The organism is Alphaproteobacteria bacterium SS10 (genome assembly GCA_019192455.1).
In the GTDB taxonomy this organism is placed as follows: domain Bacteria; phylum Pseudomonadota; class Alphaproteobacteria; order TMED2; family TMED2; genus TMED2.
Window position 1 is genome coordinate 85,682 of sequence record JAHCML010000004.1, and the last position, 24,235, is coordinate 109,916.

Consider the following 24,235-nt stretch of genomic DNA (forward strand, 5'->3'; position numbering starts at 1 on the left):
CCATGCAACTGATCATGTTTGGCCCGCCCGGTGCGGGTAAAGGAACCCAGTCAGCCCGTTTAGAAGAGCGCTATGGCTATAAGCAGCTCTCAACCGGCGACATGCTGCGTGAACTGTCCAAGAGTGGCACTGAGCTTGGCAATCAACTCAAAGAAGTTCTTGAATCTGGTCAGCTCGTCTCTGACGACATCATGGTTTCCATGATTGAGCAACGGATCCAGCAGCCCGATTGCAAGAACGGCTTCATCCTTGATGGCTTCCCACGTACCGAGGCCCAGGCCAAGGCGCTGGATGAGATGCTGTCGAAGAATGGCAGCCAGATCGACGCCGTGGTCGTGATGGAAGTCGATGAAGATGAGCTGTTCAAGCGCATCGAAAACCGCGCCAAGGAAGCCGGTGAGGGCAATGCCCGCGCTGATGACAACGCGGAAACCCTGCGCAAGCGGCTTGAGGTCTACCACAACGATACCGCACCGGTTTTGCCCTTCTATGTGGCGAAAGGCGTGGTGAAGCGTATCGATGGCATGGCCGAAATGGATAGTGTGACAGCGGCAATTGAAGCCAGCCTGGGCCTTGGCGGCCCAGCGGATGAGCGGAAAGCTGCCCCTGGCATGTAACCTGGTTTCACCAGGAAATTGGCCGGGGTTCGCCCCGGTTTTGATGATTGGCCCCGTATCCCAGTAAATGCAGGGCTGATGCTTTCATTGTGGATGCTTGACAGCGGGGGGCTTCTCCCTATACTCCGCCCGCATTCCGGCTACCGCGATGTTTTTGCAACTAATTAAACTGGCGCTCATGACGCTGGTGACGGGTTGTAAAGGCTGGCAGCTGGACACCAGTTTGCTGACACAAGACACAGGTCTCGATACCGGGCCGATTTATCGGTTCTCGTCGAGGCCTTTTGAGCGTTTTACCCGAACCACGTTTGGCCGGGTTTTATGAAACTGATGGTGACCGTCTGGTTCGGTTGCCAAGACAGATGGAGATGACACGTGGCGCGTATTGCTGGCGTCAACATTCCGACGAATAAGCGGGTGGAAATTGCCCTCCGCTACATTCACGGCATTGGTCCTCATTCGGCCAAGCAGATCTGTGACAAGATCGGAATTGAGAGCGCAACCCGGGTAAACCAACTGACCGAAGATCAGGTCGTTCGTATCCGTGAAACCATTGACGCTGACTATTCGGTTGAGGGTGACCTTCGCCGTGAAGTCGCGATGAACATCAAGCGTTTGATGGATATGGGCTGCAACCGTGGCCTTCGCCATCGTCGTGGCCTGCCAGTGCGCGGTCAACGGACCCACACCAACGCTCGGACCCGTAAGGGCCCAGCCAAGCCAATCGCTGGTAAGAAGAAGTAATCATCATGGCTAAACAACAAGCTGCAGGCCGCGTGCGTCGCCGCGAGCGGAAGAACATCACCGCTGGCATTTGCCATGTGAACGCGACCTTCAACAACACCCTGATCACCATCTCCGATGCCCAGGGCAATGCGATCTCCTGGTCCTCCGCTGGTAGCCAAGGCTTCAAAGGCTCGCGGAAGTCGACCCCTTACGCAGCACAGGTTGCTGCTGAGGATGCTGGTCGTAAAGCCCAAGAGCACGGGATGAAGACCCTGGAAGTTAACGTGAAGGGCCCAGGCTCAGGCCGCGAAAGCGCGCTTCGTGCTCTGCAGTCCATCGGCTTCCAGATCACCAGCATTCGCGACGTTACGCCAATTCCACACAATGGCGTCCGTCCACCGAAGAAACGCCGCGTCTAATTAAGACAGGCAACTGAATTTGGCGCTGGTCCGAAAGACCGGCGCCATTTGCTGCGCTAACCACAGCATTGATCGGTTTTGGGATGGCTTTGGATCCGGTTACGGATCCACCCACGGCAGATCGGGACAGGAAGGCGCTGACCGTTCATTCGAACTGCCCGGATGATCGGACGACCTCAACCCGGCAGAGGGGTGCTTTAAGCCGCGCCCCGCATTTTATGAGGTGGCTTTAACCATGATTATTCAAAAGAACTGGCAAGAACTGATTAAGCCTAACCAGCCAATGGTTCAGCTGGGCGACGATGCGGAACGCGCTGCGTCCATCACCATTGAGCCGCTGGAGCGTGGCTTTGGCTTGACCATCGGTAACGCGCTGCGCCGCGTTCTGCTGTCGTCGCTGCAAGGTGCCGCTGTGACCTCGATCCAGATCGAAGGCGTGCTGCACGAGTTCTCTTCCATCCCAGGTGTGCGTGAAGACGTCACCGATATCGTTCTCAACATCAAAACCCTTGCCCTGCGTATGCACGCAGAGGGCACCAAGCGGATGCGCCTGGTTGCTGAAGGCCCAGGTGAGGTGACCGCCGGTGCGATCGAAACCGGTGCTGACATTGAGATCATGAACCCAGATCTCGTGCTCTGCACCCTCGATGCTGACGCTAAGCTGGTTATGGAGATGACCGTTGAGACCGGCAAAGGCTACCGTCCAGCTGCTCAAAACCGTCCAGAGGACGCGCCAATCGGCCTGATCCCAGTGGACAGCGTTTTCTCTCCAGTCCGTAAAGTCGCCTATAAAGTCGACAACACCCGGGTTGGTCAGATCACTGACTATGACAAGCTGTCGATCTCGATTGAGACCAATGGCGCTGTCTCCCCAGAAGATGCGCTGGCGCTTTCCGCCCGCATCCTTCAGGACCAGCTGCAGGTCTTCATCAACTTCGAAGAGCCAAAAGATCAGCAACCAGAGGAAGAAGCTGGCGAACTGCCATTCTCCAAGCATCTGCTGCGTAAGGTTGATGAGCTTGAGCTGTCTGTCCGTTCGGCTAACTGCCTGAAGAACGACAACATCGTCTATATCGGTGACCTGGTTCAGAAGACCGAAGCTGAAATGCTCCGCACCCCGAACTTTGGCCGCAAGTCCTTGAACGAGATTAAGGAAGTGCTGAGCCAGATGGGTCTGCATCTCGGCATGGAAGTTGAGAGCTGGCCACCAGACAACATCGAAGAGCTCGCTAAGAAACTGGAAGAGCCCTTCTAAGACTTACCCGCTATCCCCGGCTGACCGGTCGGGGATAGCCCTTTATCCGGGCCATGGTGGCCCATCCCGAGCGTACTGCTAGTTGGGCGTTCGGATTTGCAATCGGGCTCTAATGTTAAGAGCACCGGCTTAGTTAAAAGAGGAGTGAAGCCATGCGACACCGTCGTTCCGGCCGTAAGCTAAATCGTGAAGCAAGCCACCGTAAGGCGCTGTTTGCGAACTTGTCCAAGTCACTGATCCAGCATGAGCAGATCGTGACCACCCTGCCAAAGGCAAAAGACCTGCGTCGCGTTGTCGACAAGCTGATCACCCTCGGTAAAAAGGGTGGCCTCGCTAACCGTCGCCGCGCCTTTGCCACGCTTCGTGATGACGAGCTGGTTGCTAAGCTGTTTGACACCCTGGCTGAGCGTTACAAAGAACGCCCAGGTGGTTACACCCGCGTTCTGAAGGCTGGCTTCCGCTATGGCGATGCTGCCCCAATGGCCGTGATTGAGCTGGTCGACCGCGACCCAGATGCCAAAGGCTCTGGTCAGGTTGATGCTGATGAGACCGATGCCGCAGATGCTGCGTAACATCCTGATCCCTGGCGCTTTAGCTCGACTGCACGCGCTGCTGCTAATCCTCGTAGTGATGGCGATTGCCGGCTGCGAAGAATTGCGGCGGACGGAATCGGGTATTGAGCCCTCCGCACGTGAGCAGATTGATCAGTGCCTGGCATCTTGTCAGCGTGATCACTCCATCTGCCTGGAGAGCACGGCGCCAGACACCTCGCATTCTAGCTCTTTTGCCGCTGCCCAGCAGTGCGATCGTGGCCTGAGCTCTTGCTTTGATCTGTGCCGCGGTATTGGCGATCAGCCTGCCACGTTCTAAGACGATTTCTATGTTAAGCGTAAAGCGCGGTACCAGACGGTGCCGCGCTTTTGCTTTGCGTGGGCGCCGCCGGTGACCTACATCCAATAAACCGACTGATCTGGAATGCTCTTGAGCCAAGCCATGCGCCTTCTCACCGCCCTATTGTTTGCCCTGACCCTGCTGCTCCAGGCCCCTGCATTCGCGCAGGATGATAGCCGGAACACCATGGCGGATGATGAGGCCGTGCCGGAAACCCGAGAGCAAATTCAGCTCTCCTTCGCCCCGCTGGTTCGCGAGGCGACCCCGGCCGTCGTCAACATCTTCACCAGCAAGCGTGTTGTTCGCCCGGCGAACCCGTTGTTCAACGACCCGTTCTTCCGGCGTTTCTTTGGTGACCGGCTTGGCCCACAACGCCAGCAGGACCAGAACTCCCTAGGCTCAGGCGTGATCGTCCGGGCTGAGGGGCTGATTGTTACCAATGAGCATGTGGTGCGTGGGGCCGATGAAATTCGTGTTGTCCTGTCTGACCGGCGGGAGTTTGCCGCCCAGGCGATCCTGGAGGATGAGCGGACCGATCTGGCCGTCTTGCGGATTATTGATGAACTGTCTGAGCCGCTGCCGGCCCTTGAGTTTTCGGACAGTGATGAAGCCGAGGTGGGGGATATCGTCCTCGCCATCGGTAACCCCTTTGGTGTTGGTCAGACGGTAACCAGCGGCATTATCTCAGCGCTGGCCCGCACCGATGTTGGGGTCAATGACTACTCCTTCTTCATTCAGACCGATGCCGCCATTAACCCGGGTAATTCCGGTGGTGCCTTGCTTGGGCTCGATGGTCGGTTGCTGGGGGTGAACACCGCCATCTTTTCCCGCGATGGTGGTTCGCTCGGCATTGGTTTTGCCATTCCGGCCAATATGGTTCGGACCGTCGTCCTAGCGGCAGAGGAGGGGGGCGAGCTGCGCCGCCCATGGATTGGCGCCAATGGTCAGCCGGTGACCCCAGACCTCATGCGGGCCATTGGCATTGACCGCCCCGCCGGCGTGTTGCTTACCCGTATTCATCCTGACGGCCCGGCCGATCGGGCGGGGCTTGAGATTGGTGATGTCATTCTGGGCATTAACAACCGCATGGTCGATGACCCCGGTGCCCTTCGGTTCCGGGTGGCCACCCTGCCAGCCGATGAACAGACATCCCTCGACTATTGGCGCGATGGTGAGCGGGAAGAGGCTGAGATTATTCCGGTCCTACCGCCATTTGATCCTGAACCGGACACGACGCTCCTCGGCGGGCGTCACCCGCTATCCGGTGTTTCCGTATCCAACCTGTCACCAGGCTTGGCTGAGCAGCTGGGTTTCAATGGCGACCCGGAAGGGGTGATCATTTTTGATATCGCCCCACGCAGCGCAGCGCGCCGGTTCGGCTTCCGGGTTGGTGATGTGGTGCTGTCGATCAACGGCACTAAGATCGAAGAGGTGGACGCCCTTGCGGCCATTCTTCGTCAGCCGTCACGCACCTGGGATGTCTCTCTGCGACGGGGTGAGCGCGTCATCAATGCGGTCTTGAGAATTTGAGCGGGTCAAAAGCACAGCAAGCGCCGGGGCTGTTCGCCGCCGATGCGCCGCGACCGCTGGCCGATCGCCTCCGTCCCGGTGACCTGACCGATATTGTTGGCCAGGACCATTTGGTTGGCGCGGATGGCACCTTGACCAGGCTGTTTGCCGATGGCCAGTTGCCGTCTCTAATCCTTTGGGGGCCGCCTGGTTGCGGTAAGACATCGACCGCACGGTTGGTGGCAGGGCATACCGACCTCGCCTTTGAGCCGTTATCGGCTGTCTTCTCTGGTGTTGCTGACCTTCGTAAGGTCTTTGACCGTGCCGCCGAGCGTCGGGCGGCCGGGCAGGGAACTTTGCTCTTCGTTGATGAGATCCACCGCTTCAACCGGGCCCAGCAGGATGCCTTCCTCCCCTATGTTGAGGAGGGGGTGGTGACCCTGGTCGGTGCTACGACCGAGAACCCGTCCTTCGAGCTGAACGCGGCCTTGCTGTCCCGCTGTCATGTGCTGGTGCTGAAGCGGTTGGAGAGCAGCGCACTGAACCAGCTGCTCGACCGTGCCGAGGCTGAGCTAGGCAAATCACTGCCATTGGAAGCAGAGGCCCGGGAGACACTTTTGGCCATGGCCGATGGTGATGGGCGCTACCTAATCAATCTAGTCGAGCAGATCGCCGGGATTGAAGAACCGCTGGATAGTCAGGCGCTGATGGCCCGGCTGCAGAAGCGGGCGCCGGTCTACGATAAGGGGCAGGACAGCCACTACAATCTAATCAGCGCCTTGCATAAATCCGTTCGGGGATCAGATGCGGATGCTTCCCTTTATTGGATGGCGCGGATGTTGGCCGGCGGTGAAGACCCGCATTACATCGCCCGGCGCCTAGTCCGTATGGCGGTTGAGGATATTGGCCTCGCCGATCCGCAAGCCGTTGGTGTGACACTCGAGGCCTGGCAGGTTTATGAACGCCTCGGCTCACCAGAGGGTGAATTGGCATTAGCCCAGGCGGTTATCTATCTCGCCACCGCACCGAAGAGTAATGCAGCTTACAAGGCCTACAAGTCGGCGGTCCGTTCGGCCAAGGAAACCGGCTCACTAACCCCACCAGCCCATATTCTGAATGCCCCAACCAAGCTGATGAAGGAAATCGGCTATGGCGCCGGGTATGAGTATGACCACAACGCGGCCTCTGGCTTCTCAGGGCAGGACTATTTCCCCGATGAGATGCCGCGGCAGCAGTTCTACGAGCCGGTGGAACGTGGATTTGAGCGAGAGATCAACAAGCGGTTGGCCTATTGGAACCGGTTGCGCGGCGAACGCTCTAGCGCTACCGATGGCACCGGTTCTGAGGAATAGGTAAGGCAGTTCGATATGGCGGTCTCAATCCCCACCATCTTGGCGGTGGCCGGTGGCGGTGCCTTGGGCGCTGTGAGCCGCTATGGCGTTGGGGTTGCGATGGGGCGGTGGCTTGGGCATGGGTTTCCCGTGGCCACGCTGACTGTGAACATCGTTGGCTCTTTTGCCATGGGTGTTCTGATTGCCCTGCTGGCCCATTATGGCGGCGGTCAAACCCTGCGTGCCTTCCTCGCCGTTGGTTTTTTGGGTGCCTTTACCACCTTCTCTGCCTTCTCCCTTGATACCATTCTATTGGTTGAGCGGGGGCAAACAGGGTTGGCGGCAATCTATGTGGCGGGCTCGGTGATTGGGTCTGTCGCAGGTCTTTTTCTAGGGCTGCATCTGATTAGGCAGCTGGTGGCGTCATGAGTGATGAACAGAACAAACAAGAAGATGGCGGCACTGGCGTCCAGCATCGGCATGTTACGGCGGATGAGGATGGCATGCGCCTCGACCGCTGGTTCAAGGCGCATTTCCCACAGCTAAGCCATGGCCAGCTTGAGAAGCTGCTGCGTAAAGGTCAGATCCGGGTGGGCGGCAGCCGGGCCAAGGCCTCAACCCGGATTGAGAAGGGGCAGAAGCTGCGTATTCCGCCAATGCCCGCTGGTGCCAGCTCTCCGAAGCCAAAGCGCTATAAGGCACCCGCGCCAACCGCGTCGGATCGCCAGGCTTTGGAGCGCATGACGCTGTTTGAGGATGACGCCGTTCTGGTCGTGAATAAGCCGGAAGGATTGGCCGTGCAGGGGGGCAGTAACCAGACCAAGCATCTGGATGCCATGCTGCGCGCAAAGGAAAAGAACGGCGAGGTGCCACGCCTAGTTCACCGCCTGGACAAGGATACAAGCGGTGTCATGGTGCTGGGCAAGACCGCAGCCGCCACCCGCAAGTTGGCGAGTGCCTTCCGTGCCAGGGATAGCTTTAAGCTCTATTGGGCGCTCACGGCCGGTGTGCCAACCCCATTGGAAGGGGATATCGATGCCGCCCTCGCCAAATCCGGTGCGCCAGGGCGCGAGAAGATGGGCGCCGATGATGAGGATGGCAAACGGGCAGTCACGCGCTACGCCACCATTGATCACGCTGGCAAACAGTCAGCTTGGTTGGCACTCCGCCCGATCACTGGGCGAACCCACCAGCTGCGGGTTCACCTGGCGCTGATCGACCGGCCAATTCTTGGTGACCGTAAGTATGGTGGACCTGAGAGCCGACTAAACGATATCGCCAATAAGCTGCATCTGCATGCCCAGCGCCTGATCCTGCCTCACCCAACGCGCGGCATGATTGATGTTGAGGCACCACCACCACCGCACTTCGTTGCCAGCCTTAAGACCCTGGGCTTTGCCTTGGTCGATGGCGCCTCCGGCTATGACCGGTTGTTAGAGGCGGAAGGTCTCTAGCCGCAAACCCGAATCACGGCCCGATTCGCCCCTAAATTTCCTGTGGATGACTTGGTGTTGCCTGTCCGCCTCGGCGATTTTTGCCGGTTCGGGCTGAAAACTGAGTCGGAAATCACACACTCGATTCTCTCGGCCCCAGTTTTTCGTCGCTTCGCTCTTAATCCGCCTGTCTGCCCTTGTTCCGGGTTGGGGGCGACCATACCCTTCGATCATCGAATGAGAGGGATATGACCAATGTGGCAGAAGGCTCCATCGGCGCGTGTCAAGGCGTTGGTAACGGTCGCGGCAGGATTGAGTGTCATCGTCGGATGCGCGCAGTTCGACCAACCAACGCCTAGATACTGGGAAATCAGGCAGATTGCCCCGCCAATCACAGCAGTTGAGGTGGCTCCTCATCTGGGTCAGCCAACATTCACCCAGGGTGGTCCGCCGGTATTTGCCGGTCAGCCCCCGAATCCCCGGTTGCCATTAGCGCCGCTACCAACCCAGATTGGTGGCGAGCCGATGAATACCGGTGCGTTCCACCATCGCAATATCAATCGGCAGTATCGTCTTGGGGCGACAACGCAGCCGGTTTTGACGCCTTCGGGATCGCTCGGCGTGGCGCCGCAGCTTCCGAGTGCGCCGCCGCCACCTGTGTTCCAGCCTGGCCCGTTCCAGCAGATCACGGTGGATCATGAGCGTACGGCCTATGGTGGTCTCTACCCGTTAATGGAAGAGCAGCGCGCGCCAGCCTTTGGTGTGCTGGGTGCCCAACAGTTGCAGCAGGCCCGCATCGCTAACGAGCGTGTGAGCGATCAGGTCAATGCGCTGCAGCCGAACACCCTGTTGCCGCCAAATGATCCCGGCAACCCGCTTCACCAGATCCCGCGGCGTACCGGCAGCGTTCAGCTTGGCCCGCCAGCAGTTTATGGCGCGCCACCTTATACGCCCGTTCAGCATTTCCCGCCGACCATCACGGTGACGGGTCAGCCGCTGGTGCATGGTGCGCCTGGTCTCGGTACCGGTATGCCCATGCGTCCCTCGGGCTTTGCAGGGCACTACGCCCCGGCGCGTCCAACCCATCAGCATCCAGTGCCAGCATTTGGCTTCTTAGACCCAGCGCGTGATCCACTGCGCCCTGAGCCGATCCTGCTTGATGGTGTGCGCCCGGTTGATCCAATTGATCCGCGTATGGCGCCGCAGCAGCATTACCATGCGGGACATCCCCATGGTCTGCACTCACATGGCGCTCACCCACACATCATGCAGCATGGTGTGCCAGTTGTTGGCACCATTGCCGGTGTGCCGAGCCCACAGCCAACCGTTGGTGCCCACGACCCGCTCGATGCTGGCGCCACCTTCCGTTATCCAGCGCAACCAGCCTTCGGCACGATGCAGGGCTTGTTGACGGCGCCGCAAACCGGCCCAGGTGCGCTTGGCTCAAGCTTCATTGATCCGACCACCGGTCACCCACGTGATTTCCGGCACACGATCCTGACGCCAGAGACGATGGACCCGCGCAATGTGAACCGGAAGGCGCTGGATCGCCTGTCGGCTATGTCCCTGCGCGGCTACACGGTTGAGAAGACGGTTGGTAACGGCACCATGCGCCCACCAGCGTCTAACACCACCACCGGCATGACCAGCGCCCGCGCTGCGCCATACTGGCAGATGATTGCCGATGATGTGGCCGATCAGATGTTCCTAGCGAACCCACCTGGTCGCGACTTCTACTATATCGAGCCAGGTACTGCGTTCCGTAACCAGGTTCAGGACAACATCTTCCGGGATATGCTGACCAAGGCGCTGAAGCAGCGCGGTGCCCAGATCGCACCGGAGCCAGAATATGCGACCGCCTTTGTTCGGATGAAGGTCGATCTGTTTGACCTCAACCCACTTGCCCGTGCCGGAAAGCTGAACCCACCTGACTACACGCCAGTGTTCCGTAACAGCGGTCACATGATGCTGGTGCTAGATCGGGGTATTGTTGAGACCCGCGGCCGTGACTTGCTGCCGACCAACAATCCGAACCTCGGCTATCCGAGCCTCTCAAACGTTGATCCGTTCGTCCGTCCCTATACCGGGATTATGGCTAGCGGCCTGGTTGAGAAGCGTAACAAGGCGGCCTACCGGATCCACGGTGCGTACTACATCGACCGAACCGGTATCTGATCGAGGCTTAGAACGAAATCTCGGCTTGGAGCGTGCGACCCCCTCATCCCCCTCTCCACCCCCCGCAAGTTCCGAGACGATGAAGAAAGGAGTGCCCCCCAGGCACTCCTTTCGCCTTTTGAGGCTTTAGTCTGGGGCTTTTTTTGGGACGGCCAATAGGCTATTCAGACGCCAACCGAATTCGCCCCTCAAGCCAGAAGGCAGCCCCCGCCTCGTGCTTCACGCATCCCGCCCCATTCTGATCCTATTTGATTGCGACGGTACCTTGGTCGATAGCCAGTTCTCGATCATTGCCGCGATGAATTCTGCGTTTAAGGCAGAGATGATGAGCCCGCCTGATGCGGAAGCGATCCGCCGCGTGGTTGGTCTTCCCCTGGTTGAGGCAATTCAACGGCTGTTGAGTGATGATCAACTAGAGGCACCACCGCCAAATTTGGCGAGCAAGCTAGCCGAACACTACAAGGAAGCGTTCTCCGCTCAGCGTGAGGATGAGAGCCTGCATGAGCCGCTCTTCCCGGGTATTGAGGGGGTGATCAAAACCCTACATGAGGCGGGTGCCATTCTCGGCGTGGCAACGGGCAAGTCCCATCGCGGGTTGGTTGCGACACTTGAGCGGCACCACATGCTGCCACTGTTCTCCACACTTCAAACCGCCGATATCGGTCCGGGCAAACCAAACCCAGCCATGCTGTACCGGGCACTGGAAGAGACCGGTGTTGAGGCGGCCGATTGCGTAATGATCGGCGATACGGTGTTCGATATCGAGATGGCACGCAGCGGCAATGTGCGGTCCATCGGTGTCAGCTGGGGCTATCACCCTAGTGAGGATTTATTGGAATACGGTGCCAATGTCTTGGTGCGGCGGGCAGAGGAGTTGCTGCCCGCTATCCGTGATTTGTTAAGCGATGCGCTTCACGAGAAGGCTTAGAACAAAAATGAAGAAGCTTTTTATCGGTTTACTGGTTGTAGTCGTGTTGATCGTCGGTGGTGTTGCCGCCTTCGTCGCAACTTTTGATGTTGAGCGCTACCGCCCGGAGATTGAAACCCAGGCCACCAATGCCATCGGTCGCAAGGTTGAGTTGGCCGGGCCAATGTCGATTACCTTCTGGCCTAGCCTGGCGATCACCATCCGTGATGTGACCATCGCCAACCCTAGCTGGACCGAGGCTAAGCATCTGCTGCGCGCAGGCTCCATCGATCTATCAATCGCGATCATGCCGCTGTTGCAACGCCAGATTGAGATTGAGCGGGTGTTCCTGGACGATATCGATTTAGCTCTCGAAGAGACCGCCAATGGTGAACAGAACTGGCGCCTGCCAATGTTTGACCAAGCAGGTTCGGCCCAACAGCAGAGTGCAGATACCGGTAACGGTGCTGCCGGTCCTGGTCTTGATCTTGCGGTATCGCAAATCTCTCTAAACCAGATCCGTTTAAGCCATCGTAAGGCTCGTCCAAACGACACGCCATTGACCCACGAACTTGTGCTGAACCGGGTGACTGTCCGTGCCCCACGTGGTGAGCGACTTGGCCTGGATGCGGAAGGTGTGTTCGCCGGGGAAGAATTCAACATTGGTCTGCGTGCAGGCACGCTGGCCGAGATCCAATCGAAAACCCCATTCACCATGGATTTCACCGCCGCTGTTGTAGGCTCTGATCTCCAGGTGCAGGGCGAGGTGGATCTAAGCCAGGGCTTTGCGGGTGACTTCAGCGTTGCGATGCAGGGGCCCCGGTTTGCTGATCTATCCCGGATCATCGTCGGCAACCCATCATTGCCATTGGGCGAACCCTACCGGGTGTTGACCCGTGCCCGCGTTGGCGCGATGCAGTACCAGCTGTCAGACATCTTGGTCGAGTTTGGCGCGAGCCGCATGGCCGGTTCGCTTAACCTCGCCATTGAGGATGGTCGACCAACCGCCACGGGCGCCCTGGTTAGCGAGACGCTAACCCCCGACGACTTTGCCATGGCACCCCGCGATCCAAGTGTGACCGAAGAGGGCCGTGCCAGCGGTGGTCGTGCACCATCAGAGGCACCAGCCCCCATTCCATGGTCCGCCTTGCAGACCGTTGATGTTGATCTGTCCGTCGACCTGAAAGCGATCCAGGCCGCAAATGGCCCGATCGGCAGCGGTAAGGGGCGCATCAAGCTAAACGGTGGTCGCCTTGATGCTGCGCCAATTGAGGTGAATGTCGGCGGCGGCCGTATCCTTGCCTCCCTGGCAGCGGAAACCACTGGCGCTTTCGGCCTGCAGGCCAATGGGGCTGGGATTGATTACGGGGCGACCCTGGCAGCGTTGGGTGTGACCCAGGCGGTTGAGGGCAGCACTGACTTCGCAGTTAATCTGGCGGGCCGTGGTGCAACGGTTCCGGCCATCCTGTCCGGCCTGAATGGTCAGATCACCATGGATGGTGGCAATGGCCGCATCCTGACTGAGTATCTGGACTCAAAATGGATCGATAAAATCCGTGAGGCGTCACCGCTGCCGTTGGATTTTGAGAGTACGCTCATGCATTGCGCCATCACCTCAATCGGGATTGAGAATGGCCTGGCTGAAATCACCGAGACCATGGTCGATACTGCCGCGCTGACCCTGGCTGCCGCTGGTCGCTATTCCCTCGCGGAGGATCAGCTGGACATGGTGATGCGGGTACGCCCAAACACGCGGGCCACCGCTGGCCTCTCCGCACCGTTGAAGGTGTCCGGCCCACTTAGCAATGCCAGCATCAATATCGATGCCCAGGGTCTCGCCCGTGGCTTGGGTGATTTGGTTGGCGTCAATTTGGGCAGCTTCCCAGTGCCCGTGAATACAAACCCAGATGGCGGTGCAGAGGCATGCCGCTTGGCTTCGCGCCAAGCAACCAACAATCCACAGAGCCCGGTTGGTGGTGCCCTGCAGAACTTGCTGCAAGGCCAGGGTGGTGAAGGCAGCGGCAATGCTGTTGAGGACACCCTCCAACAGCTGCCTGAAGGCACGGGTGACGCGGTTCGCGGCTTGTTTGACCGTCTGACCCGCTGATCTACGCAAAGCCAGGCATTGATTGATGAAGCGGTTCTATAAGCAAGCTGGCCTCGGCGAGGATGCTGGTGGTTTGCTCGTCCAGCTAGATGGCCGGACGGTCATGACGCCGACTAAGCAACCCCTAACTGTGCCGAGCAAGAGCTTGGCCGATGCCATGGTTGCCGAATGGGATGGTCAGGGTGACGAGGTTGATATGGCTTCGATGCCCATGACCGGCCTTGGCTTTGCCGTCATCGACCATGTGGCGCCAAACCGTGATGGGATTATCGCCCAAATCCGTGGCTACGCCGAAACCGAACTGCTGTGCCACTTCGATGATCGCGATCAGGCGCTGATTGCCCGGCAGAATGAGTGCTGGAAACCAGTATTGGACTGGGCTGCCGAGGGCTTAAAGCTACCGCTAAAACCCACCGCGGGCATTATGCCGGTTACCCAAGACCCGGATGTGGTCAGTGGCTATGGCAAGCATCTTGAAGGCTTCGATGATTGGCATTTGACGGCGGTCTCGCAGGCCGTCGGCCTAACCGGCTCAATCCTGCTGGGCCTTGCCATGGTAACGCGTGAGATCGATGCCGATGCTGCCCATCAAGCCTCCTTGGTTGATGAGCTATACCAAGCTGAGCGTTGGGGCAGTGATGAGGAGGCGGAGACCCGCCGAGCCAATCTACGCGCCGACCTTGAAATGACGCGCCGGTTTACTGATCTGCTCGACGAAATCTAGTTAGCTACCGGCAATGGTCAGGCCTTCGATGCGCACGGTCGGTGCATCGACGCCGTATTTCCGCTCCAGATCATCGGCTGGCGTCATGCTCTTAAACATATCGAGCAGATTGCCGGCGATGGTGATCTCACTCACCGGGTAGGTGAGGACACCATTCTCAATCCAGAACCCAGCCGCACCGCGAGAGTAATCGCCGGTGATGTTGTTGACGCCCATGCCCATCAGTTCGGTGACATAGAGGCCGGTACCGGTTTCCTTGATCATGTCTTCAGGGCTAATCGGGCCAGCGGCCAGCATAAGATTTGATGGGCTAGGTGAGGGCGGTGATGAGGCGCCACGGCTGGCATGGCCGGTGGTTTCGAGCTCTAGCTGCCGCGCAGATCGCAAATCCAAGAACCAGGTGGTGAGCACCCCTGCCTCAACAATGTTCCGCCGCATCGGCGCAATGCCTTCCGCGTCAAACGGGCGGGAGCGGAGGCCACGTTTCACAAACGGATCATCAACGATCAGGATCCGCTCACCAAAGATACGCTCCCCCTTCTTATCTTTGAGGAAGCTGGCGCCCCGGGCAATCGCTGGCCCGTTAATCGCACCGATCAGGTGGCTCAACATCGTCCGTGAGACACGCGGGTCGAAGATGACGGGATAGGTGCCAGTCGGGATCTTGCGGGGGTTCAGCCGTTTGATCGTCCGTTCACCGGCCGATTTGCCGATACTGGCCGGGGGCGGCATATCGCTGCGGAACACTTTGGAGGAGTAGTCGTAATCCCGCTCCATCTTCGTGCCTTCGCCAGCCAACACCGATACGGCGAGTGAGTGGCGGGTGACGGCATAGCTGCCCCGGAACCCATTGCTGGCGGCAAGTGATACCCGGCTACGGGAATAGCCAGCATCGGCGCCTTCAGAATTGGTGATGCCCTCCACGGCGCGGGCGGCATCCTCCGCCTCATTCGCGGCCTCAATTAAGCTTTCTGTGCTCGGCTCTTCGGTGTCCACGCTCTCAATATTCGGGAGCTCTTTGGCCAGTTGGTTCGGCTCTGCGATGCCGGCATAGGGGTCTTCTGGTACCGCCTTCGCCATGGCAACAGCCTGATCGACCAGACGGTTGGCGGCGTCGCCTTGGCGCTCGCCGGTTGAGACGATGGCCATCTGCTTACCGATAAAGACCCGCAGGCCAATCTCGCTAGATTCGGCGCGCTCAATTGTTTCAGGTTTGCCCAGTCTTTGGCCGACTGACAGGGACGTTGAATCAAACATCACGGCATCAGCGGCGTCGGCACCGGCACGTTTGGCGCGGTTGATCAAATCTTCCAGGAAACTGGAATCGCGGTCGCGATCGTAAGACATGGGGCTGGTCAGTCCTGTTGGGTTGGCCGCGTGCAGACAATGGCGCAACGCGACCCTTGAGGCGGGCTACTTATTGGTATGTAACAGCCAGGCAGAGTTTCTCAAGCGCCATCCGGGCAATGCTATGGCCAAATCCGGCCGCCACGATCAGTTTTCAGCAGGAAGTTCGAGAACTTACCCGTTGAGCCCGCTCGCCGAGCGCCGGGCGCTTGGCTATCCCTATGCCTGCAACTACCAGCCATTCGTGGTGACAGGCGGCGGGTTTTTAGCTCCGCGCACAGAGCCCTGGCCCGAAGATATTAGCTGGCGCAGGGCGCTAGAGGGGCGGCATGCAAGCCTGGCCATCGGTTCTAACCGCTCAACCAACCAATTGGCCCGTAAGTATATTGGCTGGCCGGAGCCACTGGCGATCCCAGCCTGGCCGGTGCGGGCGATTGGCCTCGACGTACATTTCGCTGCCGCCATTGGCCATTACGGGGCGATCCCGGCAACCCCGGTTCGCGCATCCGGCACCAGCTGTGATCTGATGCTGGTATGGCTAAACCCCTCTGAGCGGGTGCGCATGGATGAGACGGAGGCGCTAGGCCATGCCTATGACCGCTACACATTGCCGGTGGATTGCACCGACCTGCCAGTAGCCGTGAGTGAGGTGGATGTTTACGTCCACCGGGCTGGTACCTACCCGCTCACCGGTCGGCAATCAGTTGCAATGAAGGAGTTGCCGGTTAGCGGCGCCCTAGACGCCCATGCTGGACGCCTTACCCAACGGATGATGCAAGAGCGGCTAAGGCGCCGTTATGCGCCTTCCATAAGCCTCCAGCAGTTTGTGGGCGGGAATATTCACAATGCACCGCTGCGCCGGTCTCGCGCCGCCTTGATGGGCCAGAGGGCCGTCCCAGCCTGGTCGCCTAAGCTTACCGATGGCGCCGCGCACCATGATGATGTGGCCGGTGTCTTAGGCGGCTGCGCGGGCACAGCTGGCGGGCAATTTCCCAGGGTGCGCCTGGTTTCCATGGCTTGAACAGTTTTGCCGCCTGTATCTTTGGGGAATGTCCTCGCAAGACACCAAACCGAATAAGTTTGTTTGGAACGAGCTCGCCACCAGCCGCCCGGATCTTTGCCGCGCCTTCTATGGTGAGGTGTTTGGCTGGACGACTGAAGATGTCGACCTCGGTGACTTTGGCACCTACTCGGTTTGGATGCTCGACGGAGAGGGGATCGGCGGCATGCTCCATATGGATGATGCCGATGGTGAGCAGCCGATTTCGTTCTGGACGTCCTATATCGCTGTTGAAGATGTGGATGACACCTCAAAGGCAGTGCTAGACGCCGGTGGATCCATCAAACTGCCACCCACCTATGTGCCAGAGCTTGGCCGGATCGCGATCATTGCCGATCCCGCCGGTGCTGTAATCGCCGTCATCAATCCAGAGCAGGCCGAAGAGCTGGATGACGAGACGGAGGATGGTGCAGAGGCAGAGCCTGAGGCCTAGTACCCAACCTGCGGTGCCACAGCCATCGCAAAGGCGAAGCCAATCAGCACGAGAAAACCAGCCTCCCTATTCGACTTAAAGATGGCCAGGGCGCTGGCGGGGTCGGTGTCATCCCAATGATTGATCTGCCAGGCGAAATGCAGACCAATGGGCACCATGGCCACCATGGCAATCAACGGCACGCCGCTTAGGAAGATCAGACCCATCAGCCAACTCATCCACGCACCGGCGTAGAAACTGGCAATGACCGGCTTGCTGGCATCGCCCAATCGTCGGGCAGAGGATTTAACGCCCACCTTCTCATCATCTGCGATGTCTTGATGGGCGTAGATGGTGTCATAGCCCAAGGTCCAAAACACAGCCCCCAGATAGATGGTGAAGAGTTGCCAGGCGAGGGTGCCTTCAATCGCCATCCAACCCACGAAAATTCCCCAATTGAAGGTGAGGCCAAGGAACAGCTGCGGCCACCAGGTGACCCGCTTCATCAGCGGATAGGTGACCACCAGGGCGAGTGACAGAATGCCGATGGTGATGGTCTCGACATTGAATTGAACCAGCACGGCGAGGCCAATCAGGCATTGGACGATCGTGAAGGCAATTGCCTGGTTCAGCGTGACCTCACCAGCTGGCAGTGGGCGAATGCTTGTCCGTTCAACCTGGGCATCAAGGTCGCGATCCAGGATATCGTTGATGGTGCATCCGGCCCCGCGCATCACAACCGCACCGATGGCAAAGAGCAGCGCATACCAAAGCGGGGTCACACTGATCTGCGGCGCGGCCAGCACCAGTGACCACCAGCAGGGCAGCAGTAAGAGCCAGGTGCCAATGGGCCGATCCAACCTTGCCAACCGGATATAGGGGCCAAAGCTTGCCGGGCTTACCCGCTCGATCCAGCTGCGGCGGGAGATGTCGGTATGGCCGTCGGTTATGTTGGCGTCGGTTTGCACGATAACGGGCCTAAAGGGTCATGGTGGTTGATCCGCAGCGGTGAACCCGCTCTATTTTGCGTCTGTGTTTGTCGCAAACCCGCCCGCCTGGTGCAATGTCTGACCCATCAATCAAACCCGCCACAAGGCTGTTCGTCGAGCCAGAGCTGGCCGCCGGTGCCACGATAGAGCTAGCCGCCGATCAGGCTCATTTCCTCGGCCGGGTTTTGCGTCTGCAGGCTGGTGCCAATCTTTGCCTGTTCAATGGCCGTGACGGCGAGTGGCTGGCGGTTATTGATGATATCGGCAAGCGCTCAGCCAGCTTACGGGCCACCGAGCAGCGTCGAGCCCAGCCAACGGGGCCTGCTGGACCTATCCTAATCATCCCACCGATTAAGAAGGCGCGGGCCGACTGGCTGGTTGAGAAGGCAACCGAGATGGGGGTTTCAGCCATCCATCCGGTCCTCACTGAGCGCACCTCGGTTCGTGACGTAAACCTAGATCGCTGGCGCAAGATCACCATTGAGGCAGCAGAGCAGTGTGAGCGACTCGATTTGCCCAGCTTGCAGCCCCTATCGCGTCTGTTTCAGGCGCTAGAGCGGTTGCGCGATCACAATGATGTGCTTTGGGCCGCTGAACGGCTGGAAGCACCGCCAATCACCGCCGGGTTAGTGGCTGATTTCTCAAGCCTTGCGCTTCTCATTGGGCCTGAAGGGGGCTTTGCGCCTGCGGAACTTGACGCTTTAGCGGAATTGCCATTTGTTCATGCGATCAGCCTTGGCCCCCGTATTCTTAGGGCGGAGACCGCAGCACTTGCTGGGCTGACCCTATTACAGGCATCGGCCCCCTGAGTTGGGCCCGAGGATGCGATTATGTCCGGTCCTACCAAACCCGATCATCTGCCGATCACCGATCATGCCCAGCTGGTGCAGGAGCTATCCGCCGGTTGCAAACCGCCGCGCGATTACCGCATCGGCACGGAGCATGAGAAGTTCGTGTTCTGTAATCAGCGCCTGACGCCGGTTCCCTATAAGGGGGAGAAGAGCATTGAGGCGCTGCTGCGCGGCCTTGGTGACGCCAGTGGCTGGACGCCGGTGATGGAGGGGGAGAACATTATCGGCCTCACCGATCACGGTGCCTCTGTCTCGCTTGAACCGGGTGGGCAGCTGGAGCTTTCCGGTGCGCCGGTTGAGACCATCCATCAGACCTGTACTGAGGTTCGTGACCACCTGGCGCTCGCTGAGAAGGTGGGTGGCGAGCTTGATCTGGGCATGTTGGGCATGGGCTTCGCGCCCAACTGGCGCCGGGATGAGATCCAGTGGATGCCCAAGGGGCGCTATAAGATCATGCGTGAGTACATGCCCAAGCGCGGCAGTTTAGGCCTCGATATGATGTCCCGGACCTGTACGGTTCAGGTCAATCTAGACTTCCAGTCTGAGGCGGATATGGCGCGTAAAATGCGCGTCTCACTGGCCCTGCAGCCACTCGCCACGGCGCTGTTCGCCAACTCCCCCTTCACTAAGGGCAAACCCAACGGTTATCTGAGCTATCGCGGCCACATCTGGTCAGATGTCGATAATGATCGCAGTGGTGATCTGCCCTTCGTCTTTGACGAGGGCTTCGGCTTTGAACGCTATGTCGATTATGCCCTCGATGTGCCGATGTACTTCGTCTATCGCGATGGCAAGTATCTGGATGCCTCGGGCCTATCCTTCCGCGACTTCCTGAAGGGCCAGCTTGAAATCTTGCCGGGCGAAGTGCCGACCATGTCAGATTGGCGCGATCACCTAACCACCATCTTCCCCGATGTCCGCCTAAAGCGGTTCATTGAGATGCGCGGTGCTGATGGTGGCCCATGGGGTAACCTTTGCGCCCTGCCAGCCCTCTGGGTTGGTCTTCTCTACAATGATGATGTGTTGGAAGAGGTTGATCGGTATGTCGCCGATTGGACCCAGGAAGAGCGCTCACGCCTGCGTACTGACGTGCCAAAGCTGGGGCTAAAAACACCGTTCCGTGATGGCACGCTCCAAGATGTGGCGCGCCATGTCCTGCCATTGGCCCAGGAAGGCCTCCGCCGTCGCAGCCAGCTGGATTGGATCGGCGGGGATGAGAGTGGGTTCCTCGATCCGCTGCTTCAGATTGCCGATAGCGGCATTAGCCCAGCCCAGGAGAAGCTGAACCGCTTCCATGAGGAGTGGGACGGCGACATCACGCCGATTTACCGTGAGTATGCGTACTGATGCCCGAGCCTGAAGAGCAGCCCACAAATAAGGTTGATTGGGCCCCGATTAAGCAAAAGACCGGCGCCATCGCCATGACGGCCCTGTGCTTTATCACCTTTATGCTGGTGGCTGGCGTTTCAACCGAGGGGCCGCGCGTTGGTGCGATCAATGTGCTGTTATGGGCGCTTAGCTGGTCGCTGCCTGCCTCTGCTGTTATCGGCCTGGTGACAGCGCTGGTGTTACGACATCGGCAATTGCAGGGGCGCTAAGCCACTTTGCATTTAGTCGTCGTTGGCGGCTTCATGCTTGGCGAAGTCATTCGCCAGATCACGGTGTAGGCGTTTGCACAACAGCGCCTCACGCTCCTCATTCGGCGCATCGACAATCGCTTTAATTCGCTTCTCAAGCCATGCCTTAGCCTTGGCTTCTTCCGGCTCATCGGGATCGGGATCCACATGGGCCAGGGTCTTGGCGATCTCATCAACCTGGGCACGGTTTAGCTCGCTACCGGCCCCCATCATCAGGCCTTTAAGCCAATGGGCGAATTGATAGGTCTTCATGGGTTTGGTCGATGCTCGTCTTACGCGGGAACGCTAATCACTCGACGCTACACACGCCCCATGCCGATGGCTAGGCGAATTGTTTCACCATCGCGATCATTGCCATGCATGGTGACCCGGGCCTTCTCACCAACGGCGGCCTGGACATCTGGCACGTAGTTCTTCTCAAACAAGGCGCGGGCATCAGCATCCAGGGCGGACCGCATATCGCTTAGCTCAGTGGCAAAGCTCTCATTATCCTCGAGCCGGGCACGGCGGGTTTTGAGGTCAATGACATCTGTTTTGATCGCGCTCGGCATCTGGCTCAACGTGTGGAAATACGGCTTAGCCTTACGCAGTAGTTCGGCGTAATCCCGGTCCATGGCACGGCCATCGCGGGCCAGGACGGTGTCGATGGCTTGAACCAGTTCCTTGGCATGGGCATTGCCACGAAGGTTCGGCTTTTCCTCGCCTTGAAGCTTGTCGATGCCGGTGGCGATGCCAATGACCTCAAGCGTTAGGGTCTCGGCTGAACCGTCTCTTTGGAACTTGGAAAACATATGTCGCGCTTTGCTGCTTAGGGGATGCAGATTATTGCGCCAGACCTTGCCCGCTTTTTAGGAAAGTGCGCAGCCCGTTAACGCCCGCCGCCAGCACTCGCGCGATCACTCAGCGGGGCGTTGGGGGCGGCATCCCCGGTTGGGCCAGCAAACCAGGCGGCCATCTTCTCAGCTGCGGGGCCCATTTGCGCCTGGAATGCATCGTATCGCCGGTCCCATGCTGGGTTGCGGTCACTAGCTGGGGCCATGCAATCGGCTGGGGTAACGATTTGAATGCTGGTCATGCACTCAATCTCTGTTAGGCCAATAAGGTGGCGGCGTGATTGGCTTAGGAACTGGGTGATCTCCGGCTCCATCGCCTTGCGATTGTCTTTCAGGATTCGGTCGATCTTGTGCGCCTGGCGCACGGCTTCTGCTGAGGTGGCAATGCTTTGATTTGCTTTGCCGAGCTTGGTCGCACCGTTGATTAGGCCGATTGTCTCTAAGGTGACGCTCTCAGCCGTGGGCTTTTTCCATAGCCGCTGAAACCACATGGGACGGACGCTCTCCCTAAGCGATGTTATCTGTTGCTGCCTCATTTCGCGGTGCAGCAAATCGGTATCGGGACATTAGTCGGGTAGGTAGAAAGTGTGAATCCACCTTCAGCGAGCGGCGGGGTTTTTGCGTCGCGTTATGTTTATCGCAACCTATAGTTTGCCCATCTTCATGGCGATGCCAACGCTCAGGTCCCGACGGGCGGCACGCTCTACTTCAGCGGTGGGCTTATTGTTGTGTTCCGACAGGACATCATAAGCGAACTCGCGATCAAAGATGCGAGTGGCTTGCTCATCCAAGCCGCTTTTCAATGCATGTAGCTTTGCCTTCCAGGCTGGATTTGGCTCATGAATTGGAACACTGATGGGAGCCTGTACAGCCATGCGGCGGCCAGTATCAAAGCTGGCTTTGGTGCCGGTCAGTGCCTGTAGGCCGTCGCGTGTTTTTGTTAGCATGTCACGGACATCTCGACTTAGAACACGGCGGTCGCGAGCCAGGACTGTGTCGATGCGTTTGGCGTATTTCTCGGCCGCGGTATTGCCGCTGGCATTGTCGGGGCCTCCATCCAGGTCCTTGGCACCCTTAATTAGGCCGATAGTCTCTAGTGTTACGGTTTCCGCGTCTGGACCTCTGAGCCACTTGCCTATCATCGCCAACTCCTTCGCTTCGAAACCGGCACGCTGTGGTTTTCTGCGTGTACCGTACTCAAAACGCTAAAGTTGGGTATCGAAAGCGCAAAGAAATTTGGTTTTGCGGGGGCTTATAGTTGGCCCATCTTCATGGCGATGCCGACGCTAAGGTCTCGCTTGGCGGCCCGCTCAACCTCAGCGGTTGGTTTACCGCCGTGTTCAGCGACAACATCGCTGGCAAAGGTCTGGTTAAAGATGCTGTCGGCTTGCTCATTCAGGCTGCTTTTCAGGTCTTGCAGCTGGGCCTTCCATTCCGGGTTGGGCTTATGAATGGGCATGATGACCCCGGGGTAAACCGGCACAAACTTGCCAGTGTCGAAGCTTGCCTCAGTTTTGGTCAGCTCGCGTAAGCCATCTCTTGTTTGGATGAGCAGGTCACGGACTTGCTTATCGAGAACCCGGCCTTCGCGGCGCAGGACTTTGTCGATCTTCTTGGCAAAGACTTCGGCAGAGACATTGCCGGTCATGTTGTCCTTACTTGGGTCGAGTTCCTTGGCACCTTTGATCATGCCAATCGTCTCAAGCGTTATGGTCTCTGCGTCCGGACCTCTGAGCCACCTACCTAACATCATGACCTCCCATCCCTTAACCAAGGGCTTCAAATTTCTCTGCGTTTTGTGTAGCGCGCACACTAGTTGCGGCTGCCGAAAGCGCAAAATTTATTGAATTATGAAGGCATGATTTGTGGGTATTATTCTTGTTTGGTGAACAGTGTGGGTGGTGGGGGCTGCCCTAGATTGCCTTCATATGCATGGCAATCTTTAAGCCCTGATCATGGCGTGCATGTTCGCGCCGATCTTTGACTGGTGTGTGTTGGTGGCGGTCTTGCACACTGCTTGCGTAGTGGGCCTGAAATACGGCCTGGGCCGTTGGCTCCAACTCACGCTTCAGCGCATTGAAACTGCCGGTCCAGTCAGGGCAGGGCATTGAGGGTTCACCCTCCGGACACATGATCCAGCTATCCTCGCCAATGATACGGCCGCTGCGCTTACGGGATAGGATGTCCAGGCCGTGACGCGCACGGGTTAGCAAGGCTTTGGCATCACCGCTGATGCCGCCCTTCTCATGCTTTAAGGCGCTATCGATGCGCTTAACCATTGCGGTCGCGGCATCTTGGCCATGGACTAGGAGTTTACCTGCCTTAGGCAGTTTATCGGCACCGGTCAGAAAGCCGATCACCTCTAGGGCGACAGTCTCAGCACGGGGTGCGAGTAATTGTTGGGCACCAAACATGGCTCGCCTCCAACCGCCCAATTACTGGGCATTGAAACAACCAGGTTCTGCTTACGCCTGTGCTTGGAAAAAGTGCGGTGCAATATCAGCGGGCCAGCCATGCCAATTCGATGGCTATAGCTTTCCGGTGACAGTGGTCAGCCGCCAGCGCGATGTCTTGGGCGGCGGTCTTCAGTGCCCAGTCTAGGTGCCTGCGGCTTATTTGCCGGGGCCTCAAGGTCCATTTTGATCGCGACAAAGGTGGCGGTCGGCCCAGCCATATCACGCTTAAACCGCTCATAGGCCCGGTTCCACTTCGGATCGGGGCCATACTCATCAATCGGGCCGAAGCGGGTGATTTCCTTATGGCCGGTGGGCTTACTGCTTGGCATCTTGCCCAAAGCTTCCAGCGGTCCTTTAGCGGCTTTGAGATACTCAGCGGTCGGGCCGTCGATCTCAACCTTCGGATGGGTCAGTGCGCGATCAATCTTCTTCGCCAGCCGTTCTGCCGATTGGTGCGCCAGCATGTTGGTGGCGCCGCGCTTCACATCCTTTAGACCGGTAACAAGACCGACAATTTCAAAGGCGAGGGCATCGGGTTTGGGCTTGGTGAACTTGC

Annotated in this window: 27 protein-coding genes; 18 read left to right on the forward strand and 9 right to left on the reverse strand. The window is 58.5% G+C overall.

Going from position 1 to position 24,235, the window contains the following annotated elements; all coding sequences use genetic code 11:
• Window positions 1-2 precede the first annotated feature (2 nt).
• The 13 genes from KI792_07985 to KI792_08045 all read left to right on the forward strand — a co-directional run bounded on the left by KI792_07985 (window position 3) and on the right by KI792_08045 (window position 14,094).
• Window positions 3-617, forward strand: a complete 615-nt coding sequence (locus tag KI792_07985) for an adenylate kinase (GenBank protein MBV6632954.1) — start codon at window positions 3-5, stop codon at window positions 615-617.
• Between the two features lie 375 nt (window positions 618-992).
• Window positions 993-1,361 (forward strand): 30S ribosomal protein S13, encoded by a 369-nt coding sequence (gene rpsM, locus KI792_07990; GenBank protein MBV6632955.1) that lies wholly within the window; start codon window positions 993-995, stop codon window positions 1,359-1,361.
• 5 nt (window positions 1,362-1,366) lie between these two features.
• Complete coding sequence (gene rpsK / locus KI792_07995) at window positions 1,367-1,762, forward strand: 30S ribosomal protein S11 (protein MBV6632956.1); 396 nt, start codon at window positions 1,367-1,369, stop codon at window positions 1,760-1,762.
• A 238-nt stretch (window positions 1,763-2,000) separates the two neighbouring features.
• Entirely contained in the window at window positions 2,001-3,017 is a 1,017-nt protein-coding gene (locus KI792_08000) for a DNA-directed RNA polymerase subunit alpha (GenBank protein MBV6632957.1), read from the forward strand.
• A 152-nt stretch (window positions 3,018-3,169) separates the two neighbouring features.
• Window positions 3,170-3,589, forward strand: coding sequence for a 50S ribosomal protein L17 (gene rplQ / locus KI792_08005; protein ID MBV6632958.1), 420 nt, complete (start codon window positions 3,170-3,172; stop codon window positions 3,587-3,589).
• Window positions 3,590-3,992: 403 nt separating this feature from the next.
• Window positions 3,993-5,438 (forward strand): Do family serine endopeptidase, encoded by a 1,446-nt coding sequence (locus KI792_08010; GenBank protein ID MBV6632959.1) that lies wholly within the window; start codon window positions 3,993-3,995, stop codon window positions 5,436-5,438.
• Window positions 5,435-6,769 (forward strand): replication-associated recombination protein A, encoded by a 1,335-nt coding sequence (locus KI792_08015; protein ID MBV6632960.1) that lies wholly within the window; start codon window positions 5,435-5,437, stop codon window positions 6,767-6,769. The genes KI792_08010 and KI792_08015 overlap by 4 nt, the downstream gene beginning before the upstream one ends.
• A gap of 15 nt (window positions 6,770-6,784) precedes the next feature.
• Window positions 6,785-7,177: a fluoride efflux transporter CrcB gene (gene crcB, locus KI792_08020; protein MBV6632961.1), complete on the forward strand. Its 393-nt coding sequence runs from the start codon at window positions 6,785-6,787 to the stop codon at window positions 7,175-7,177.
• Window positions 7,174-8,202 (forward strand): RluA family pseudouridine synthase, encoded by a 1,029-nt coding sequence (locus KI792_08025; protein MBV6632962.1) that lies wholly within the window; start codon window positions 7,174-7,176, stop codon window positions 8,200-8,202. The genes crcB and KI792_08025 overlap by 4 nt, the downstream gene beginning before the upstream one ends.
• A gap of 234 nt (window positions 8,203-8,436) precedes the next feature.
• Window positions 8,437-10,356, forward strand: coding sequence for a hypothetical protein (locus KI792_08030; GenBank protein ID MBV6632963.1), 1,920 nt, complete (start codon window positions 8,437-8,439; stop codon window positions 10,354-10,356).
• A gap of 214 nt (window positions 10,357-10,570) precedes the next feature.
• Window positions 10,571-11,284, forward strand: coding sequence for an HAD-IA family hydrolase (locus KI792_08035; protein ID MBV6632964.1), 714 nt, complete (start codon window positions 10,571-10,573; stop codon window positions 11,282-11,284).
• A gap of 7 nt (window positions 11,285-11,291) precedes the next feature.
• Window positions 11,292-13,370 carry an AsmA family protein gene (locus KI792_08040; protein ID MBV6632965.1) on the forward strand — a complete coding sequence of 693 codons (2,079 nt, stop codon included), beginning with the start codon at window positions 11,292-11,294 and terminating at the stop codon, window positions 13,368-13,370.
• A gap of 25 nt (window positions 13,371-13,395) precedes the next feature.
• On the forward strand, window positions 13,396-14,094 hold the full coding sequence (locus KI792_08045; GenBank protein ID MBV6632966.1) for an ATPase: 699 nt from the start codon (window positions 13,396-13,398) through the stop codon (window positions 14,092-14,094).
• On the opposite strand, the gene KI792_08050 is transcribed toward KI792_08045, so the two are convergent.
• On the reverse strand, window positions 14,095-15,441 hold the full coding sequence (locus tag KI792_08050; GenBank protein ID MBV6632967.1) for a TldD/PmbA family protein: 1,347 nt from the start codon (window positions 15,439-15,441) through the stop codon (window positions 14,095-14,097). It lies immediately after the preceding gene.
• A 181-nt stretch (window positions 15,442-15,622) separates the two neighbouring features.
• On the opposite strand from KI792_08050, the gene KI792_08055 reads away from it, so the two are divergent.
• Window positions 15,623-16,462 (forward strand): hypothetical protein, encoded by an 840-nt coding sequence (locus KI792_08055; protein ID MBV6632968.1) that lies wholly within the window; start codon window positions 15,623-15,625, stop codon window positions 16,460-16,462.
• 28 nt (window positions 16,463-16,490) lie between these two features.
• Window positions 16,491-16,934 (forward strand): VOC family protein, encoded by a 444-nt coding sequence (locus KI792_08060; protein MBV6632969.1) that lies wholly within the window; start codon window positions 16,491-16,493, stop codon window positions 16,932-16,934.
• Here the strand turns inward: KI792_08060 and ubiA are convergent.
• The gene (gene ubiA / locus KI792_08065; GenBank protein ID MBV6632970.1) at window positions 16,931-17,884 is read right to left on the reverse strand and encodes a 4-hydroxybenzoate octaprenyltransferase; all 954 of its coding nucleotides are present in this window, start codon (window positions 17,882-17,884) and stop codon (window positions 16,931-16,933) included. The genes KI792_08060 and ubiA overlap by 4 nt on opposite strands.
• A 92-nt stretch (window positions 17,885-17,976) precedes the next feature.
• On the opposite strand from ubiA, the gene KI792_08070 reads away from it, so the two are divergent.
• Genes KI792_08070 through KI792_08080 form a run of 3 tightly spaced genes read left to right on the forward strand, consistent with a single transcriptional unit; the run spans window position 17,977 to window position 20,351 of the window.
• A complete protein-coding gene (locus tag KI792_08070; GenBank protein MBV6632971.1) occupies window positions 17,977-18,711 on the forward strand; it encodes a 16S rRNA (uracil(1498)-N(3))-methyltransferase in 735 nt (244 codons plus the stop codon).
• Between the two features lie 21 nt (window positions 18,712-18,732).
• Window positions 18,733-20,100 (forward strand): glutamate--cysteine ligase, encoded by a 1,368-nt coding sequence (locus tag KI792_08075; GenBank protein MBV6632972.1) that lies wholly within the window; start codon window positions 18,733-18,735, stop codon window positions 20,098-20,100.
• The gene (locus tag KI792_08080; protein ID MBV6632973.1) at window positions 20,100-20,351 is read left to right on the forward strand and encodes a hypothetical protein; all 252 of its coding nucleotides are present in this window, start codon (window positions 20,100-20,102) and stop codon (window positions 20,349-20,351) included. The genes KI792_08075 and KI792_08080 overlap by 1 nt, the downstream gene beginning before the upstream one ends.
• Window positions 20,352-20,363: 12 nt before the next feature.
• Here KI792_08080 and KI792_08085 read toward each other — a convergent pair whose 3' ends face one another.
• The 7 genes from KI792_08085 to KI792_08115 form a co-directional block, all read right to left on the reverse strand.
• Window positions 20,364-20,642: a hypothetical protein gene (locus KI792_08085; protein ID MBV6632974.1), complete on the reverse strand. Its 279-nt coding sequence runs from the start codon at window positions 20,640-20,642 to the stop codon at window positions 20,364-20,366.
• 47 nt (window positions 20,643-20,689) lie between these two features.
• Window positions 20,690-21,181 (reverse strand): hypothetical protein, encoded by a 492-nt coding sequence (locus KI792_08090; GenBank protein ID MBV6632975.1) that lies wholly within the window; start codon window positions 21,179-21,181, stop codon window positions 20,690-20,692.
• A gap of 77 nt (window positions 21,182-21,258) precedes the next feature.
• The gene (locus KI792_08095; GenBank protein ID MBV6632976.1) at window positions 21,259-21,714 is read right to left on the reverse strand and encodes a hypothetical protein; all 456 of its coding nucleotides are present in this window, start codon (window positions 21,712-21,714) and stop codon (window positions 21,259-21,261) included.
• 153 nt (window positions 21,715-21,867) lie between these two features.
• Window positions 21,868-22,365, reverse strand: a complete 498-nt coding sequence (locus KI792_08100; protein MBV6632977.1) for a hypothetical protein — start codon at window positions 22,363-22,365, stop codon at window positions 21,868-21,870.
• 110 nt (window positions 22,366-22,475) lie between these two features.
• Window positions 22,476-22,976: a hypothetical protein gene (locus KI792_08105; protein ID MBV6632978.1), complete on the reverse strand. Its 501-nt coding sequence runs from the start codon at window positions 22,974-22,976 to the stop codon at window positions 22,476-22,478.
• Window positions 22,977-23,136: 160 nt separating this feature from the next.
• The gene (locus tag KI792_08110) at window positions 23,137-23,637 is read right to left on the reverse strand and encodes a hypothetical protein (GenBank protein ID MBV6632979.1); all 501 of its coding nucleotides are present in this window, start codon (window positions 23,635-23,637) and stop codon (window positions 23,137-23,139) included.
• 137 nt (window positions 23,638-23,774) lie between these two features.
• The gene (locus KI792_08115) at window positions 23,775-24,164 is read right to left on the reverse strand and encodes a hypothetical protein (protein ID MBV6632980.1); all 390 of its coding nucleotides are present in this window, start codon (window positions 24,162-24,164) and stop codon (window positions 23,775-23,777) included.
• Window positions 24,165-24,235: the final 71 nt, after the last annotated feature.

Coding starts and splice junctions, on each gene's coding strand:
- KI792_07985 (MBV6632954.1), top strand. CDS start 3: ATGCAACTGATCATGTTTGGCCCGCCCGGTGCGGGTAAAGGAACCCAG.
- rpsK (MBV6632956.1), top strand. CDS start 1,367: ATGGCTAAACAACAAGCTGCAGGCCGCGTGCGTCGCCGCGAGCGGAAG.
- rplQ (MBV6632958.1), top strand. CDS start 3,170: ATGCGACACCGTCGTTCCGGCCGTAAGCTAAATCGTGAAGCAAGCCAC.
- KI792_08010 (MBV6632959.1), top strand. CDS start 3,993: ATGCTCTTGAGCCAAGCCATGCGCCTTCTCACCGCCCTATTGTTTGCC.
- crcB (MBV6632961.1), top strand. CDS start 6,785: ATGGCGGTCTCAATCCCCACCATCTTGGCGGTGGCCGGTGGCGGTGCC.
- KI792_08025 (MBV6632962.1), top strand. CDS start 7,174: ATGAGTGATGAACAGAACAAACAAGAAGATGGCGGCACTGGCGTCCAG.
- KI792_08030 (MBV6632963.1), top strand. CDS start 8,437: ATGTGGCAGAAGGCTCCATCGGCGCGTGTCAAGGCGTTGGTAACGGTC.
- KI792_08040 (MBV6632965.1), top strand. CDS start 11,292: ATGAAGAAGCTTTTTATCGGTTTACTGGTTGTAGTCGTGTTGATCGTC.
- KI792_08045 (MBV6632966.1), top strand. CDS start 13,396: ATGAAGCGGTTCTATAAGCAAGCTGGCCTCGGCGAGGATGCTGGTGGT.
- KI792_08050 (MBV6632967.1), bottom strand. CDS start 15,441: ATGTCTTACGATCGCGACCGCGATTCCAGTTTCCTGGAAGATTTGATC.
- KI792_08060 (MBV6632969.1), top strand. CDS start 16,491: ATGTCCTCGCAAGACACCAAACCGAATAAGTTTGTTTGGAACGAGCTC.
- KI792_08070 (MBV6632971.1), top strand. CDS start 17,977: ATGTCTGACCCATCAATCAAACCCGCCACAAGGCTGTTCGTCGAGCCA.
- KI792_08075 (MBV6632972.1), top strand. CDS start 18,733: ATGTCCGGTCCTACCAAACCCGATCATCTGCCGATCACCGATCATGCC.
- KI792_08080 (MBV6632973.1), top strand. CDS start 20,100: ATGCCCGAGCCTGAAGAGCAGCCCACAAATAAGGTTGATTGGGCCCCG.
- KI792_08085 (MBV6632974.1), bottom strand. CDS start 20,642: ATGAAGACCTATCAATTCGCCCATTGGCTTAAAGGCCTGATGATGGGG.
- KI792_08090 (MBV6632975.1), bottom strand. CDS start 21,181: ATGTTTTCCAAGTTCCAAAGAGACGGTTCAGCCGAGACCCTAACGCTT.
- KI792_08095 (MBV6632976.1), bottom strand. CDS start 21,714: ATGTGGTTTCAGCGGCTATGGAAAAAGCCCACGGCTGAGAGCGTCACC.
- KI792_08100 (MBV6632977.1), bottom strand. CDS start 22,365: ATGATAGGCAAGTGGCTCAGAGGTCCAGACGCGGAAACCGTAACACTA.
- KI792_08105 (MBV6632978.1), bottom strand. CDS start 22,976: ATGATGTTAGGTAGGTGGCTCAGAGGTCCGGACGCAGAGACCATAACG.
- KI792_08110 (MBV6632979.1), bottom strand. CDS start 23,637: ATGTTTGGTGCCCAACAATTACTCGCACCCCGTGCTGAGACTGTCGCC.